Source organism: Simplicispira hankyongi (assembly GCF_003570885.1).
Classification (GTDB): domain Bacteria; phylum Pseudomonadota; class Gammaproteobacteria; order Burkholderiales; family Burkholderiaceae_C; genus Simplicispira; species Simplicispira hankyongi.
Window position 1 is genome coordinate 1,272,027 of record NZ_QXJC01000001.1, and the last position, 13,875, is coordinate 1,285,901.

The window sequence follows — 13,875 nt, forward strand, 5'->3', positions numbered from 1 at the left end:
CCTCGGGCGCCGCGCACGCCTACAAGAGCGCGCTCAGCGCTGCGGGGTCTCAAACGTCGCATTGCGCAAGAAACCAGCGGGCATTTGAAGGGCCGAGGCGCCGCCGTACTGCTTGTGGGCAGCCAGCAGCTCATCGAGACGAGGATCGCGGATCATCACCGCCGGACCGGCCTGGGCCAGCTCGGTCTGCTCCGTGCCCGCGGAGGGTTGTGTGACGACGGCCAGTTGCGCGCCTTGCGGAGCCTCGCTCTGCAGGACGGAGAACGAATTCCAGCCAATGGCGGCCACCGCGGCCAGCGATGCAAAACCGGCCACCATTTTCCAGCGAAACAAAGAATCGTTGGCGGCCGGCGCAACCACCGCCGGCTGGCTGGAAAGCACGGGCGCAGCCGGTTCGTTCGCTAGGGCACTGCGCATCCGCTGCAGAAATTGCGTGCTGTCGCCGGCGCGCGCCAACTCCGGGGCGCGCAATACGTCACCAATCAAATGGTAGTCACGCCAACGCGCGCAAGCGCTGTCCCGCGCGCACAGTGCCAGCGCCTGGGCCAGTTCCTCACCTTGCAGCTCGCCATCGGCCAGCGCCGAGAGAAGCTCCTGTTCCTTCACATCCAGTTCCATGGTGTCCACCTGCATTGTCCGGTTGCCGTCCACCTACCAGCGCTTGCCCGACTGGTTTTCCAGCATCGGGCGCACACGCGCCGAAATCGCCTCCCGCGCCCGAAAGATGCGCGAGCGCACCGTACCGATCGGGCAATCCATGGCCTCAGCAATCTCTTCGTAGCTCAGGCCTTCAATTTCCCGCAACGTCACTGCCTGGCGCAAATCGGCCGGCAGGGCTTCCATGGCGGCGTTCACCGCCTGCGCAATTTCCTGTGCAGCCAGCACCGTTTCGGGTGTTTCTTCTGTGCTTGGTTCGTAGCGCGGGCGGGAAGTTTCATCTTCCTCGTCGCTACCGGGCGCGGCACCGTCGTACACCACCGGGTTGCGCTTGAGATCAAGCAGCGTTTTCTTGGCGGTATTCACGGCAATGCGGTACAGCCAGGTATAAAACTGCGCTTCGCCGCGAAACTGGTGCAGCGCGCGGTAGGCGCGGATAAAAGTTTCCTGAGCGATGTCCGGCACCAAGTCGGTGTCGCGCACCATGCGGCCAATGAGCCGCTCGATACGGCGCTGGTACTTGATGACCAGCAGTTCGAACGCGCGCTGATCACCCGCCACGCTGCGCTGCACCAGCTGAAAATCAGCATCGGGCGCACGCGGCTCGGCAGGGACAACGGAGGAGGAATCGGTCATGGGTAAATCAAGCGCTGGCCGCAAGCGAACGACCGAGCCGCAGAGGGGCTCGCCGCCCTCATGGCATGCGTTCCCCGTGCTGGCAGCTTGCGGGCGAGGGCCTCGCCGCATTGGGCCGCGAATATACCGCACGGCGCAAATCGAGCCAGCGTACGGATTGCTGCCTTTGCTCGACAAACAGCCAGACGGGCGGCGCTGCCTGGGGAAAGGCAAGCGCCATCTGGCGCTGCAAGTCGAGCTGCACCACGACCGTAGGGCCCAATGCCTGCGCGGCGCTCCCCCCTGCTGCCCGGCGCAACTGCCAGGCCGTACCGTCCCAAGCCAGACGGCCGACCGGTTGGCGCATCCAGAAATGGGCCCCCAGCGCGGCTGCCGCGCTCCACACAAGCAAGACAGGCAGGACCGCAGCGCGCAGCGCGCCCGCATCGCGCAAAAGCCACGCCGCAAGAATGGCCAGGCTGCCAACATGCAGCAGCAGAAGCACAGCAGCCAAACGGCCGCTGCGTTCGATGGGGTATTCCACCGCAGGCGCTGGGTAGCGCTCGGTACCGGCGCCCATGGAACTTGTGAGGAATGGAAATACGCGCGGGCCGTGGCGTCAGACGCGCCGGAACACCAAGGTGCCGTTGGTGCCGCCAAAACCGAAATTGTTCTTCATGGCGACATCCACGCGCATATCGCGCGCGGTGTTGGCGCAGAAGTCCAGATCACACTCGGGGTCCTGGTGGTCCAGGTTGATGGTGGGCGCCACCTTCTGGTGGTAGAGCGAGAGAATGGTAAAGATGCTCTCGATGCCGCCAGCGCCGCCCAACAGGTGGCCGGTCATGGACTTGGTCGAACTGACCACCAGCTTGCCCGCATGGTCACCGAATGCCGCCTTGATGGCATGCGTTTCATTCAGATCGCCCAGGGGGGTAGAGGTGCCATGGGCATTGAGGTAATCCACGTCACTGGCGTTCATGCCGGCGTTGCGCAACGCGCTCAGCATCGCGCGGCGCGGGCCGTCCATGCTGGGCGCTGTCATGTGGCCGGCGTCGGCGCTCATGCCAAAACCGCACAGCTCCGCATAAATGCGTGCGCCGCGCGCCTTGGCGTGCTCGTACTCTTCAAGCACCACGACGCCTGCGCCCTCGCCCAGCACAAAGCCGTCGCGGTCGCGGTCCCAGGGGCGCGATGCCGCTTGCGGGTCGTCGTTGCGGGTGGAAAGCGCGCGCATGGCGGCAAAACCGCCAATGCCGAGCGGCGAAACCGTCGCTTCGGTGCCGCCCGCCACCACCACGTCGGCGTCACCGTACTCAATCATGCGTCCGCCTTCACCAATGCAGTGCAGACCGGTGGTACACGCCGTGACGACTGCGAGGTTGGGCCCCTTGAAGCCAAAGCGCATGGAGACATGCCCGGCCACCATGTTGATGATGGAGGCTGGCACGAAGAACGGCGTAATGCGCCGGGGGCCGCGGGCCACGAGTTCGGCGTGGGTGTTTTCGATCAGCGGCAGGCCGCCAATGCCCGAACCGATCACGCAGGCGATACGGGTCGCCAGCTCTTCATCCAGTGCCTCGCCCACCGGCAAGCCAGCATCCTGCACAGCCTGTGCGGCGGCGGCGATACCGAAGTGAATGAAGGAGTCCATGGAACGCGCGTCCTTGGCGCTCATGTAGGACTCAAGGTCAAAACCCCGCACTTCGCCGGCGATCTTGCAGGCGAAGGCCGACGTATCAAACTTGCTGATCGGGCCAATACCGGATTTCCCGGCCAGGACGTTGGCCCAGGCATCCGCCACCGTGTTTCCCACGGGACAGACGCAACCCAGGCCGGTCACGACAACGCGACGACGGCTCATGCGTAAACCTTGTGCTTGAAAATCGCTCAACGCGGCGCAGCGCGCCGCTCAAGCCTTCGGATGGGACGTGGCGTAATCAATGGCGTTTTGCACCGTGGTGATTTTCTCGGCGTCTTCGTCGGGAATTTCGATGCCGAATTCGTCTTCCAGCGCCATCACCAATTCGACCGTGTCAAGCGAGTCGGCACCGAGATCGGCCACAAAGGCTTTTTCGCTGGTGACCTGCGACTCTTCCACGCCGAGTTGCTCGGCAATGATCTTTTTGACGCGTGCTTCAATATCGCTCATGGTTTCACTCTGGGTGTTGGTAGATTAATTGGGGATTCTAGCCGGTTCGTTCGTGCACTCGGACACAGTTTGCAGTGTCGCGAACACGCGCGAATTTACAGCAATTACATGTACATGCCGCCATTGACGTGCAATTCCTGCCCCGTCACGTAGCCGGCCTGCGGCGAAGCGAGGTAGGCAACGGCATGGGCGATGTCTGCAGGTCGCCCCAGATGGCCCAGTGGAATCTGGTCCAGCAGCGCCTTTTGCTGCGCTTCTGGCAAGCTGGCGGTCATGTCGGTGTCGATGAAGCCCGGCGCCACGCAGTTGACCGTAATGCCCCGGCTGCCCAACTCGCGCGCCAGCGAGCGCGCCATGCCGGCAACGCCCGCCTTGGCGGCGGCATAGTTGGCCTGACCCGGGTTGCCCGAGGCGCCCACCACACTGGTAATGCTGATGATGCGGCCAAAGCGCTGCTTCATCATGGGGCGAATGGCGGCGCGGCTGACGCGAAACACCGCACTCAGGTTGGTGGACAGCACCGCATCCCAGTCGTCGTCTTTCATGCGCATGGCGAGCTGGTCGCGCGTGATGCCGGCGTTGTTCACCAGCACCTGCAAGCCGCCCAATTCCTTGACAGTGGCGTCAATCAGCGCGTCCACCGCCGGCGTGTCGTTCACATCGAGCACCACACCACGGCAGCCGGTATGCGCCGAAAGCGCGGCGCCAATGCGCTGGGCGCCCTCCTGCGTGGTGGCCGTGCCCACCACCTGGTAGCCACGCTGGGCAAGTTCGAGCGCGATGGCCGCGCCAATGCCGCGCGAAGCGCCAGTGACCAGCGCCACACCGAGGGTCTTGTCATTTGCCTGGGTCATGCGAGAAGCTCCTTGGCTTGTTCGAGAGACGCAGGGTCGAACACCGCGGCGCCCGTCAATTCTGCGTCGATGCGGCGCACCAGGCCGGTGAGCACCTTGCCCGGGCCGCATTCAATGATGTGCGTGGCCCCCATGGCCTTGAGCTGCCGGATGCACTCGACCCAGCGCACCGGGCCAAAGGCCTGGCGGTACAGGGCGTCGCGGATGGCGTCGACATCGGTCTGCACTGCTACATCAATGTTGTTGACGACCGGAATCTGCGGCGCGGCCATTTCCGTCGCCGCCAGCGCGGTGCGCAGCTTCTCGGCTGCCGGGCGCATCAGGCTGGAGTGAAAGGGAGCAGACACCGGCAGGGGCAGCGCACGCTTGGCACCCGCCGCCTTGAGCGCCTCGCAGGCGCGCTCGACGGTGGCCTTGCTGCCGGCAATCACGGTCTGCGAGGGGTCGTTGAAATTCACCGCCTCGACAGTTTCCTGCTCATTTTGGCCGTAAGCGCTTGTCACCTCTGCGCATACAGCTATGACTTTTGAAGCATCCAACCCCAAAATGGCGGCCATGGCGCCGCTGCCCACCGGGACGGCCTCCTGCATGGCCGCAGCGCGCAGGCGCACCAGGGGCGTTGCCTGCGCCAGGGTGAGCACGCCGGCGGCCACCAGGGCGGAATACTCTCCCAGCGAATGGCCCGCCAACGCCATGGGCAAGGCGCCGCCCTCGGCGCGCCAGACGCGCCACGCGGCCACGCCCGCCACCAGCATGACGGGCTGGGTGTTGGTGGTGAGGGCCAGCGCGTCTTTGGGGCCTTCTTTGATCAGCTTGCCCAGATCTTCCCCCAACGCGTCCGAGGCTTCGGCCAGCGCGCCCACGACGGCGGGGTGGTCGCCCCAGGCGTCGAGCATGCCGACGGCCTGCGAGCCCTGGCCGGGAAAGACAAATGCAAAAGAATTCATGTCGAAAATATGAGTAAAAACAGCCTCTAGCGCCTATTGGGTAAGCGCTACCAGCTACATTTTCAGGAGTACCGAACCCCAGGTAAAACCGCCGCCCACACCTTCGAGCAGCACCGTCTGGCCGGGCTTCACCTGGCCGGATCGCACCGCATGGTCGAGCGCCAGCGGAATCGACGCGGCCGAAGTGTTGCCGTGCTGGTCCACCGTGACAACGACCTTTTCCATCGGCAACTTGAGCTTGCGCGCCGTGCTTTGGATGATGCGGATATTGGCCTGGTGCGGGACCATCCAGTCGAGCGCGCTGGCCTCCATGCCGGCCTTGTCCAGCGTGGCACGGGCCGATTTCTCCAGCAGGCCCACCGCCAGCTTGAAGACCGCCTGGCCATCCATCTTGAGGAACGGGTCGCCGCTGGCAACACCGCCCGACACATGGCCGGGCACGCACAGGATGCCCACATGCTTGCCGTCGGCGTGCAGGTCGCTTGCCAGGATGCCCGGCTGCTCCGACGCCTCCAGCACCACCGCGCCAGCGCCGTCGCCAAACAGCACACAGGTCGTGCGGTCACGGAAATCGAGCAGACGGCTGAACACCTCGGAACCCACCACCAGCGCGCAGCGGGCGTTGCCGGCGCGAATCATGGCGTCCGCCACGGTCAGCCCGTAAATGAAGCCGCTGCAGACGGCCTGCACATCAAACGCCGGGCAGCCATTGGCGCCGAGTTTGTTCTGCAGGATGCAGGCGGTGGACGGAAACACCATGTCCGGCGTCGACGTGGCGACGATGATCAGGTCGATTTCGCTCGCGTCGCGTCCGGCCGCCTGGAGCGCATGGCGCGCAGCATCCAGCGCCATGTCGCTGCACTGCACGTCGTCGGCCGCGAAGTGGCGGGCGCAAATGCCGGTGCGCTCGACGATCCATTGGTCGGATGTCTCGACGCCGCCAGCAGCCAGTTGCGCGACCAGATCGGCGTTGGTGATGCGGCGGGGCGGCAGGTGGCTGCCGGTGCCGGTAATACGGGAATAAAGAGTCATCGGGCAGAAGCTGGCGCCGCAGAATCGTCGCTCTGCGCGGCACCGGCCTGCCTCAGCAGGGGCGCGGCGCTGTCAATACGCTGACGAACACGGTCCAGAAGGTTGTTGCGGGCTGCATCATACGCGCGGCCCAGGGCCAGTTCGAAGGCCAGTTCGTCGGCCGAACCGTGGCTTTTGAAGACCAGCCCGCGCAGCCCGAGCAGGGCAGCGCCGTTGTAGCGCCGGTAGTCCATGCGCTTCATCAGCGCGGCCAGCACCGGGTAGGCGACGAGCGCAGCGAGCTTGGTGAACAGATTGCGCTTGAATTCCTGCTTGAGGCCGCCAACGATCATGCTCGCCACGCCTTCACTGGCCTTGAGCGCCACGTTGCCGACAAAACCGTCGCACACCACGATATCCGCCGTGCCCTTGAAGATATCGTTGCCTTCGACGTTGCCGTAGAAATTGAGGGTTCCGGCCTCGCCGGCCGCGCGCAGCAGCTCGCCCGCGCGCTTGATGACTTCACTGCCCTTGATGGCTTCTTCGCCAATATTGAGCAGGCCCACGGTGGGCTGCGCGTTGCCGCCCAGCGCGGCCACCAGGGCCGAGCCCATCACGGCGAACTGCAGCAGGTGTTCGGCCGAGCAGTCCACGTTGGCCCCCAGGTCCAGCACGGTCGTGGCGCCGCCTTTGTCGTTGGGCAATTGTGAGGCAATGGCGGGCCGGTCGATGCCGTCGAGCGTCTTGAGCAGGTAGCGCGCAATGGCCATCAACGCGCCGGTATTGCCGGCCGACACGGCCGCTGCGGCGGCGCCGTCCTTGACCTGCGCAATGGCGACGCGCATGGACGAATCCTTTTTGCGCCGCAAGGCCACCTCAACCGGGTCGTCCATGGCGACCACCTCGCTTGCCGGCACGACGCTGGCGCGCGCGTGGGCGAACCCGGCCAGCGCATCGGGCAGGCCGACGAGCAGCAGGCGCGCCTCGGCGTGCGAATCAAGAAAGCGGCGGCAGGCCGCCAAGGTGACGCGGGGGCCGTGGTCACCCCCCATGCAATCGACTGCCAGTGTGGTCATGAATCGGTCGGGCAATTACCGCTCAGGCGGCGAATGGGGAAAGCGCAGCACCCAAAACAAAGGCCCGCGCTACAGGTTTTGTAGCTACGGGCCTTAGGCCGGCGCTGATGCGCTGGGTGATCAGGCTTCGGACTTGTTCTTCAGCACCTGGCGACCACGGTAAAAGCCGTTGGGGCTGATGTGGTGGCGCAGGTGCACTTCGCCCGTGGTGGGCTCCAGCGCAATGCCGGGCACGTCCAGCGCGTTGTGCGAACGGTGCATGCCGCGCTTGGAGGGGGATTTCTTGTTTTGCTGAACAGCCATGATCGGCTCCTGGGTTTGAATAGGTTGGTAAAAACGCGATCAACCCATCAAAGACAACCGGGGGATGCGCGCGAAGCCCACGATTATAACGCAGGCCGTCTACTTCTTGTCCTTGCCGACCCGAAGGACCGCCAGCGCGGCAAATGGGTTCGGTCGCTCGGCGCTCGCCGCATCGAAATCCTCGTCGCTGGACTGCATGGGCAAGTGCGCGGGGCAGACGTCGTGGCGCGGCACCACGGGCAGGGCCATCAGCAGTTCATCTTCTATCAGCTCATGCAGCGAGAACTCGCGGCTGAGCGCCAGCAGGTCTTCCTCGGCGTCGTCGTCCAGCGCCTCGGCCGTGGCCTCGTCGGGGACGAAGCGAAACCAGCGGTCCACGTCCAGCGGCACATCCACCGGCGTAAGGCAGCGCTGGCACTGCATGGGAAAGGTGGCGTGCACGGTCAGGTGCAGCCATAGCTGCGGCGCGCCAACGTCAGCCACGGCGCTGCGCAACTCGCCCTGCGCCTGCCAGTCGACCAGCAGAGCTGGGTGCAGGCCCTTGGCTTCCTGGGCCAGGCGCTCGTAGGTGAGCAGGGACTCGTGTCCGGCCAGGTGCGCGGATGCCTGCACGAAGGCCTTCACGTCGAGTCGGTCGGGAGAGTATTCCTTGGTCATGCGCGCAGTGTAAGAGAATCGTGCGATGCCTGAACCCCTCTCCGAAACTGGCGCAAACACGCGCCCGCTGGTTCTCGGCTCCAGCTCGCGCTACCGGCGCGAACTGCTGGAGCGCCTGCACCTTCCATTTACCGTTGCATCCCCCGACACCGACGAAGCCCCGCTGCCCGGCGAGGCGCCGCGCGCGCTCGCCTTGCGCCTCGCCCTGGCCAAGGCGCACGCGGTGGCAGCGCAGCACCCTGGTGCCGTTGTGATTGGCTCAGACCAAGTGGCCGACCTGGGCGGCGAGCCGCTGGGCAAGCCTGGCGACCACGCGCGTGCCACGCGGCAACTGCAGCGCATGAGCGGGCAGACCGTGATCTTCCAGACCGCTGTCGCCGTGGTCTGCCGGGCCACAGGCTTCGAGCAGGTCGATATCGCCCCTGTAGAGGTGCGTTTTCGCACGCTGGACGGCGCCACCATCGAGCGCTACCTGCGCGCCGAACAACCGTATGACTGCGCCGGCAGCGCCAAGAGCGAGGGCCTGGGCATTGCCCTGCTGGACGCCATCGTCAGCGACGATCCCACCGCCCTGGTGGGCCTGCCCCTGATCCGCACCTGCCGCATGTTGCGCGCGGCTGGACTGGTGCTGCCATGAGCGGCGACACCCCAGGCACCACGCGCGGCAGGCTGCTGCTGGTGCCGGCGCCGCTTGATTTCGGCTGCGAAACGCAGACACCGCTGCAAGACACGCTACCGGCCGGCACCCTGCAGGCTGCCGCCCGCACCACGCACTGGGTCTGCGAGAACGCCAAGAGCGCACGCGCCTACCTCAAGCGCATTGGCGAACTGCACCCACTCGCCAGCCCGTTGCAGGAGCAGCACATCACCGAACTGCCGCGCGCAGTCCACAAGAAGGGCGACCACGGCGCCCAGGGCTCAGCGCGCTTTGACGCGCGCAACCTGCTGGCGCCAGCGCTGGCCGGGCACGACGTGGGCCTGCTGAGCGAAGCTGGCATGCCCGCCGTGGCCGACCCCGGCAGCTCAGTGGTGCGCGCAGCGCACGAGCTGGGCGTGGCCGTGGTGCCGCTGGTCGGGCCGGTGTCCCTCTTGCTCGCGCTGGCTGCCAGCGGCCTCAACGGTCAGAACTTTGCCTTTGTCGGCTACCTGCCGCAGGACGCCGCCGAGCGTGCGCAGCGCATCGCTTCCCTGGAGGCCTTGGCCCTGCGCACCGGGCAAACCCAGCTGTTCATCGAAACGCCCTACCGCAATGCCGCCCTGCTCCAGGCGCTGGCGCAGACCTTGCAGCCCACCACGCGCCTGGCTGTCGCCAGCGGCCTCACCCTCGCCGACGCCAGCATCCGCAGCATGGAAGCGCGCCAGTGGCGCCACGCCGAGCCGCCAGGGCGCCACACACCGGCCGTGTTTGCCCTAGGGCGTTAGAGCGCCCTCACTTAGTCCCAGGGCGTTGGAACGCACCCCACTCAATGGTGGTGCGCCAGTTGCCCCACGACGGTCACCAGCACCATGCCGGCAAACAGCCACAGCACCTGGTGCAGCGTCTGCCGGGCCGTCAGACGCTTTTGCAGCTGCGGGATCAGGTCCGCCAGCGCGACGTACACAAAGCTGCTCGACGCCACCACCAGGAAGTACGGTAGGGCGAAATCGAGCCGCTCGATCAGGAAATAGCCCAGCACGCCGCCCAAGGCCGTCACTGCGCCGGCGAGCGACACCTTCACCAAGGCCACATTGCGGTTGGCGTTGCTTTGCTGCAGCACGACCAGGTCGCCCATGTGGTGCGGCACTTCGTGCACCAGCACGGAAAGCGCCGCCACAAGCCCGAGGCGTAGGTCGGCGACGAAGGCCGACGCGATCAGCACGCCGTCGCCAAAGCAGTGCACGCTGTCGCCGGTGAGCACGGTCCAGCCCCCCATGCGGGAGGCGCCCTGCTCGCCATGCGCGTGTACGCCGTGCACATGTACGCCGTGCGGGTGGGCGTGGGAATGCGGATGGCCGTGCGCATGGCCGGGTGCGTCCGGCGCATGCTCATGGCCGTGGTGCCAGAGCTCGGCCTTGTCGAGCAGGAAGAAAAACACCAGGCCAACAAGCAAGGTCGCAAAGAGCGCCTGGGGATCGATGGGGCTCTCGAACGCCTCGGGCAACAAATGCATGAACGCCGTCGCCAACAAAGCGCCGGCCGCCAGGCTCAGCAGATGCTGCGGCCCCACGCCCTGCCCTTGCGCCCTGCCAAGGCCGGCACGCATCAGCCACGCGGCCACCCACACACTGCCAATGCCGGCCGCCAGCGTGGCCAACACAATTACTATCAAAATCATAGCTATCTACGCTTTTCCTGTATGCCCTATGGGCTATTTTTATTAAACTTTTTGCTTTCAGCGCACGCCGTGCTCACCCAACCAGGCCAGCGCCTTGTGCCAGCCATCTTTGGCGGCCGCCGCCCGGTAGCTCGGCCGGTAGTCCGCATGAAAGGCATGCGGCGCATCGGGGTAGGTGACGATGCGCGAGGCCTTTGCCGCATCCGAGCCTGACGCCAGGGCTGTGCGCATGCGCTCGATCGAGGCCTGCGGGATCCCGGTGTCCGCCTCGCCATACAGGCCGAGCACGGGGGCGCGCAGGATGGGGGTGAGCTCCAGCGGGTGCTTGGGGGTGAGGGCTGTGGCGGCGCCTTCGAGCCGCCCGTACCAGGCCACCGCGGCCTTTACCGGCCCGTGCGCTGCGTACAGCCAGGTGATGCGCCCGCCCCAGCAAAACCCGGTGATACCGGCGCGCGACGTGTCGCCGCCGTTCTGCGCGGCCCAGTCCAGCGCGCTGTCGAGATCGCCCATGACCTGGGCGTCTGGCACCTTGGAGACGAGATCCGCCATCAGCCTGGAAATGTCGCTGTACTTCGACGCATCGCCCTGGCGCGCATACAACTCGGGCGCGATGGCCAGGTAGCCCTCGCGCGCCAGGCGGCGGCACACGTCGGCAATGTATTCGTGTACACCGAAAATCTCCTGCACCACCAGCACCACCGGCAAAAGCGTTTTCCCCGCAGGCTTGGCACGGTAGGCGGGCACCTGAAAGCCATCGCGCTCGTAGTGCACACGGCCCGCGTCCAGTCCTTCGGCGGAGGTCGCGATGGCCGTCTGCGCCATGAGCGGTGCGGCGGCTGCGGCATAGCCCAGCCCCACACCCGCGTGCAGCACGGTGCGGCGGCGGGCGCCGCTCTGCGTGGCCCGCCCAGGCGCAAGGGAATCGATCTCGGTGCAAATATCCTGCAAGGACATGAAATTTCTCCGTAACGGCAACCACACCGCCAACGCGCAAGTCTAGAGCTTGCGCGCCTGCGGCGCTGCGAGCGCGTCGCGAGCGGCCACTCTCGCTGCTGTCGGCTGAAGTGTCCGGCGACCGCGCCTTCATGCCAGGCGGCATGCGTTGGGTTTTAAGTGAAAATAGCCTCTAGCACTTATGCAGAAAGCGCCAACAGCTATCAACTAAATAGCGTTTAGAAAATACCCAAGCCCAGCCCGGTAGCCAGCGCCTCGCCCAGCGCGCGGCAGCGCTCCAGATCGCCGTCCTCAATCTGCTTGGGCGCCAGAATGGCCTCGGGCGTCTGGGCGTGGGTGCAGACGATGAGCGGCTCTGCCACCGCCTTGAGGCGCCAGCCGGTGGCAATGCGCGCCACCTGCCGCGCCGCATTGCTGCCGTCGCTGCCCGCGCAGATAAGGCTGGCATAGGGCCGGCCATTCACCCGGTCCAGCACCGCGTAGTAGCTGCGGTCGAAAAAATCCTTCACCACCCCGCTCATGGCGGCCAGGTTCTCGGGCGTCGCAAACAGGTAGCCGTCGGCTGCCAGCACGTCCGGCGCTCCTGCCTGTGCAGCGTGCAGCAGGCGCACCGTGCAGCCTTCGTCCGCCGCGGCACCAGCACGCGCCGCCTCGGCCATTTGCCGCGTGCCATCGGTGAACGAGTGGTAGACGATGAGCAGCGTCTTGCGCGCGGCCATGCTGCTACAGCGCCATCGACGGCCTTTGCGCCATGGCGGCGCGCCAGCGCAGCAGGTGCGGGTGCTGCTCACCCGGCTTTTGCTTGACCACGCGCGCAAAGTCCACGGCCACCACGGCGGTGATGTCGGCGACGCTGAAGCGCTCGGTGGCCACGAAGTCGCGGCCCGCCAGGCGGTCGTTAAGCAACAGGAAGAACTGCTCCACCCGCGCCAGCCCTCGCTGCGCCAGCTCAGGAATCTGCGGGTAGTTCACCGCGCCGGGCAACGCCCGGTTGGCCATGGCGGGCGCACTGTTGCGCAGGGCTTCGGCAACGGCCAGCAGGCCCTCGAACTCCATGCGCCAGTTCCAACTGGCGATCTCGGCTTTTTCCTCGGGCGTGGTGCCCAACAGGGGCGGCTCGGGAAACTGCGCTTCCAGGTAGGCCGCAATACCCGGGTTGTCGGTCAGCACCAGGCCGCCCTCGGTGCGCAGCGCCGGCACCGTGCATTGCGGGTTGATCTGGCGGTACGCCTCGCCCAACTGCTCGCCGGAGCGCAGGTCCACCGCGACGGTGGCGTGCGCCACGCCCTTTTCAGCAAGAAAGATGCGCGCGCGGCGCGGGCTGGGCGCCGTGGCGCAGTCGTAGAGGGTGATCATGGTGGTGTCCTATGGCTCAGGCCGACGGCGCGAGCTTGTCTTGCGTCTTGGTGTCGAAGTCGCTGGCGTCGTGCCGCTCATGCAACTGGCTGGCGGGCTCGCCCCAGGTGCGGTTGACCTTGCGGCCACGCTGCACCGCCGGGCGCTGGGCGATCTGGTCGGCCCAGCGGACCACATGCGTGTACTCGTGCACCTGCAAGAACTCGCCCGCGTCGTAGAGCTGGCCCTTGGCCAGTGCGCCGTACCATGGCCAGATCGCCATATCGGCGATGGTGTAGTCGTGGCCGGCGATGAACGCGTGCTCGGCCAGGCGCTTGTTCAGCACATCCATCTGGCGCTTGACCTCCATGGCAAAGCGGTCGATCGGGTATTCGAACTTCTCCGGTGCGTAGGCGTAAAAATGCCCAAACCCGCCGCCCAGAAACGGCCCGCTGCCCATCTGCCAGAACAGCCACGACAGGCACTCCGCGCGCGCCGCACCGCTGGCAGGAACAAAGGCGCCAAATTTCTCCGCCAGATACAACAGGATGGCGCCGGACTCGAACACCCGCACCGGATGGGCGGCATCACTGAGGTCCAGCAGCGCCGGAATCTTGGAATTGGGGTTCACCGACACGAAGCCGCTGCCGAACTGGGCGCCTTCCTGGATATTGATTAGCCAGGCGTCGTACTCGGCCCCGCTGTGGCCCGTCGCCAGCAACTCTTCCAGCAGGACCGTGACTTTCACCCCGTTGGGCGTGGCCAGCGAGTACAACTGCAGCGGGTGCTTGCCCACCGGCAGTTCCTTGTCGTGCGTGGGGCCGGACACCGGGCGGTTGATGCTGGCGAACTTGCCGCCGTTTTCCTTGTTCCAGTGCCAGATGGCGGGCGGTGTGTAAGGGGTGGTCATATGCGATGCGGCTCCAGGGAAAATCGGACAAGGCTGCGATAGCGGGCCATGGCAGACCATAGCCATTCAGTGTACCGACGCCCTTGCTG

At 66.0% G+C, this 13,875-nt stretch carries 18 protein-coding genes; 2 read left to right on the top strand and 16 right to left on the bottom strand.

The window, feature by feature from the left end; all coding sequences use genetic code 11:
* Positions 1-33 precede the first annotated feature (33 nt).
* From D3F03_RS05865 to D3F03_RS05915, 11 genes are all read right to left on the bottom strand, one after another.
* Positions 34-618, bottom strand: a complete 585-nt coding sequence (locus D3F03_RS05865; protein ID WP_199665410.1) for a sigma-E factor negative regulatory protein — start codon at positions 616-618, stop codon at positions 34-36.
* A 33-nt stretch (positions 619-651) separates the two neighbouring features.
* Positions 652-1,293 carry an RNA polymerase sigma factor RpoE gene (gene rpoE, locus D3F03_RS05870; RefSeq protein ID WP_119108346.1) on the bottom strand — a complete coding sequence of 214 codons (642 nt, stop codon included), beginning with the start codon at positions 1,291-1,293 and terminating at the stop codon, positions 652-654.
* Positions 1,294-1,351: 58 nt separating this feature from the next.
* Positions 1,352-1,852 (bottom strand): hypothetical protein, encoded by a 501-nt coding sequence (locus D3F03_RS05875; protein WP_119108347.1) that lies wholly within the window; start codon positions 1,850-1,852, stop codon positions 1,352-1,354.
* A gap of 39 nt (positions 1,853-1,891) precedes the next feature.
* Positions 1,892-3,136 carry a beta-ketoacyl-ACP synthase II gene (gene fabF, locus D3F03_RS05880; protein WP_119108348.1) on the bottom strand — a complete coding sequence of 415 codons (1,245 nt, stop codon included), beginning with the start codon at positions 3,134-3,136 and terminating at the stop codon, positions 1,892-1,894.
* Between the two features lie 48 nt (positions 3,137-3,184).
* A complete protein-coding gene (gene acpP, locus D3F03_RS05885) occupies positions 3,185-3,424 on the bottom strand; it encodes an acyl carrier protein (RefSeq protein WP_106445373.1) in 240 nt (79 codons plus the stop codon).
* Between the two features lie 104 nt (positions 3,425-3,528).
* Complete coding sequence (fabG, locus tag D3F03_RS05890; protein ID WP_119108349.1) at positions 3,529-4,278, bottom strand: 3-oxoacyl-ACP reductase FabG; 750 nt, start codon at positions 4,276-4,278, stop codon at positions 3,529-3,531.
* Positions 4,275-5,225, bottom strand: a complete 951-nt coding sequence (fabD, locus tag D3F03_RS05895) for an ACP S-malonyltransferase (RefSeq protein WP_119108350.1) — start codon at positions 5,223-5,225, stop codon at positions 4,275-4,277. Before fabD ends, fabG begins: the two co-directional genes overlap by 4 nt.
* A 54-nt stretch (positions 5,226-5,279) precedes the next feature.
* Entirely contained in the window at positions 5,280-6,257 is a 978-nt protein-coding gene (locus D3F03_RS05900) for a beta-ketoacyl-ACP synthase III (RefSeq protein ID WP_119108351.1), read from the bottom strand.
* Positions 6,254-7,312 (bottom strand): phosphate acyltransferase PlsX, encoded by a 1,059-nt coding sequence (gene plsX / locus D3F03_RS05905; RefSeq protein ID WP_119108352.1) that lies wholly within the window; start codon positions 7,310-7,312, stop codon positions 6,254-6,256. The genes D3F03_RS05900 and plsX overlap by 4 nt, the downstream gene beginning before the upstream one ends.
* Positions 7,313-7,432: 120 nt before the next feature.
* On the bottom strand, positions 7,433-7,615 hold the full coding sequence (rpmF, locus tag D3F03_RS05910) for a 50S ribosomal protein L32 (protein ID WP_119108353.1): 183 nt from the start codon (positions 7,613-7,615) through the stop codon (positions 7,433-7,435).
* Positions 7,616-7,714: 99 nt separating this feature from the next.
* Positions 7,715-8,272 (bottom strand): YceD family protein, encoded by a 558-nt coding sequence (locus D3F03_RS05915; RefSeq protein ID WP_119108354.1) that lies wholly within the window; start codon positions 8,270-8,272, stop codon positions 7,715-7,717.
* A gap of 25 nt (positions 8,273-8,297) precedes the next feature.
* Here D3F03_RS05915 and D3F03_RS05920 point away from each other — a divergent pair, with 25 nt between their 5' ends.
* Together D3F03_RS05920 and D3F03_RS05925 are read left to right on the top strand one after the other, a co-directional pair.
* Positions 8,298-8,909 (top strand): Maf family nucleotide pyrophosphatase, encoded by a 612-nt coding sequence (locus tag D3F03_RS05920; RefSeq protein ID WP_119108355.1) that lies wholly within the window; start codon positions 8,298-8,300, stop codon positions 8,907-8,909.
* Positions 8,906-9,694, top strand: a complete 789-nt coding sequence (locus D3F03_RS05925) for an SAM-dependent methyltransferase (protein WP_119108356.1) — start codon at positions 8,906-8,908, stop codon at positions 9,692-9,694. The genes D3F03_RS05920 and D3F03_RS05925 overlap by 4 nt, the downstream gene beginning before the upstream one ends.
* A 41-nt stretch (positions 9,695-9,735) precedes the next feature.
* On the opposite strand, the gene D3F03_RS05930 is transcribed toward D3F03_RS05925, so the two are convergent.
* The 5 genes from D3F03_RS05930 to yghU all read right to left on the bottom strand — a co-directional run bounded on the left by D3F03_RS05930 (position 9,736) and on the right by yghU (position 13,786).
* Positions 9,736-10,587, bottom strand: coding sequence for a ZIP family metal transporter (locus D3F03_RS05930; protein WP_119108357.1), 852 nt, complete (start codon positions 10,585-10,587; stop codon positions 9,736-9,738).
* A 57-nt stretch (positions 10,588-10,644) separates the two neighbouring features.
* Positions 10,645-11,541 (bottom strand): dienelactone hydrolase family protein, encoded by an 897-nt coding sequence (locus tag D3F03_RS05935; protein ID WP_119108358.1) that lies wholly within the window; start codon positions 11,539-11,541, stop codon positions 10,645-10,647.
* A gap of 218 nt (positions 11,542-11,759) precedes the next feature.
* A complete protein-coding gene (locus D3F03_RS05940) occupies positions 11,760-12,260 on the bottom strand; it encodes a flavodoxin family protein (RefSeq protein WP_119108359.1) in 501 nt (166 codons plus the stop codon).
* A 4-nt stretch (positions 12,261-12,264) separates the two neighbouring features.
* Positions 12,265-12,897, bottom strand: a complete 633-nt coding sequence (locus D3F03_RS05945) for a glutathione S-transferase family protein (RefSeq protein WP_119108360.1) — start codon at positions 12,895-12,897, stop codon at positions 12,265-12,267.
* Between the two features lie 16 nt (positions 12,898-12,913).
* The gene (yghU, locus tag D3F03_RS05950; RefSeq protein WP_119108361.1) at positions 12,914-13,786 is read right to left on the bottom strand and encodes a glutathione-dependent disulfide-bond oxidoreductase; all 873 of its coding nucleotides are present in this window, start codon (positions 13,784-13,786) and stop codon (positions 12,914-12,916) included.
* Between the last annotated feature and the right edge of the window lie 89 nt (positions 13,787-13,875).

Coding starts and splice junctions, on each gene's coding strand:
- D3F03_RS05865 (WP_199665410.1), bottom strand. CDS start 618: ATGGAACTGGATGTGAAGGAACAGGAGCTTCTCTCGGCGCTGGCCGAT.
- rpoE (WP_119108346.1), bottom strand. CDS start 1,293: ATGACCGATTCCTCCTCCGTTGTCCCTGCCGAGCCGCGTGCGCCCGAT.
- D3F03_RS05875 (WP_119108347.1), bottom strand. CDS start 1,852: ATGGGCGCCGGTACCGAGCGCTACCCAGCGCCTGCGGTGGAATACCCC.
- fabF (WP_119108348.1), bottom strand. CDS start 3,136: ATGAGCCGTCGTCGCGTTGTCGTGACCGGCCTGGGTTGCGTCTGTCCC.
- acpP (WP_106445373.1), bottom strand. CDS start 3,424: ATGAGCGATATTGAAGCACGCGTCAAAAAGATCATTGCCGAGCAACTC.
- fabG (WP_119108349.1), bottom strand. CDS start 4,278: ATGACCCAGGCAAATGACAAGACCCTCGGTGTGGCGCTGGTCACTGGC.
- fabD (WP_119108350.1), bottom strand. CDS start 5,225: ATGAATTCTTTTGCATTTGTCTTTCCCGGCCAGGGCTCGCAGGCCGTC.
- D3F03_RS05900 (WP_119108351.1), bottom strand. CDS start 6,257: ATGACTCTTTATTCCCGTATTACCGGCACCGGCAGCCACCTGCCGCCC.
- plsX (WP_119108352.1), bottom strand. CDS start 7,312: ATGACCACACTGGCAGTCGATTGCATGGGGGGTGACCACGGCCCCCGC.
- rpmF (WP_119108353.1), bottom strand. CDS start 7,615: ATGGCTGTTCAGCAAAACAAGAAATCCCCCTCCAAGCGCGGCATGCAC.
- D3F03_RS05915 (WP_119108354.1), bottom strand. CDS start 8,272: ATGACCAAGGAATACTCTCCCGACCGACTCGACGTGAAGGCCTTCGTG.
- D3F03_RS05920 (WP_119108355.1), top strand. CDS start 8,298: ATGCCTGAACCCCTCTCCGAAACTGGCGCAAACACGCGCCCGCTGGTT.
- D3F03_RS05925 (WP_119108356.1), top strand. CDS start 8,906: ATGAGCGGCGACACCCCAGGCACCACGCGCGGCAGGCTGCTGCTGGTG.
- D3F03_RS05930 (WP_119108357.1), bottom strand. CDS start 10,587: ATGATTTTGATAGTAATTGTGTTGGCCACGCTGGCGGCCGGCATTGGC.
- D3F03_RS05935 (WP_119108358.1), bottom strand. CDS start 11,541: ATGTCCTTGCAGGATATTTGCACCGAGATCGATTCCCTTGCGCCTGGG.
- D3F03_RS05940 (WP_119108359.1), bottom strand. CDS start 12,260: ATGGCCGCGCGCAAGACGCTGCTCATCGTCTACCACTCGTTCACCGAT.
- D3F03_RS05945 (WP_119108360.1), bottom strand. CDS start 12,897: ATGATCACCCTCTACGACTGCGCCACGGCGCCCAGCCCGCGCCGCGCG.
- yghU (WP_119108361.1), bottom strand. CDS start 13,786: ATGACCACCCCTTACACACCGCCCGCCATCTGGCACTGGAACAAGGAA.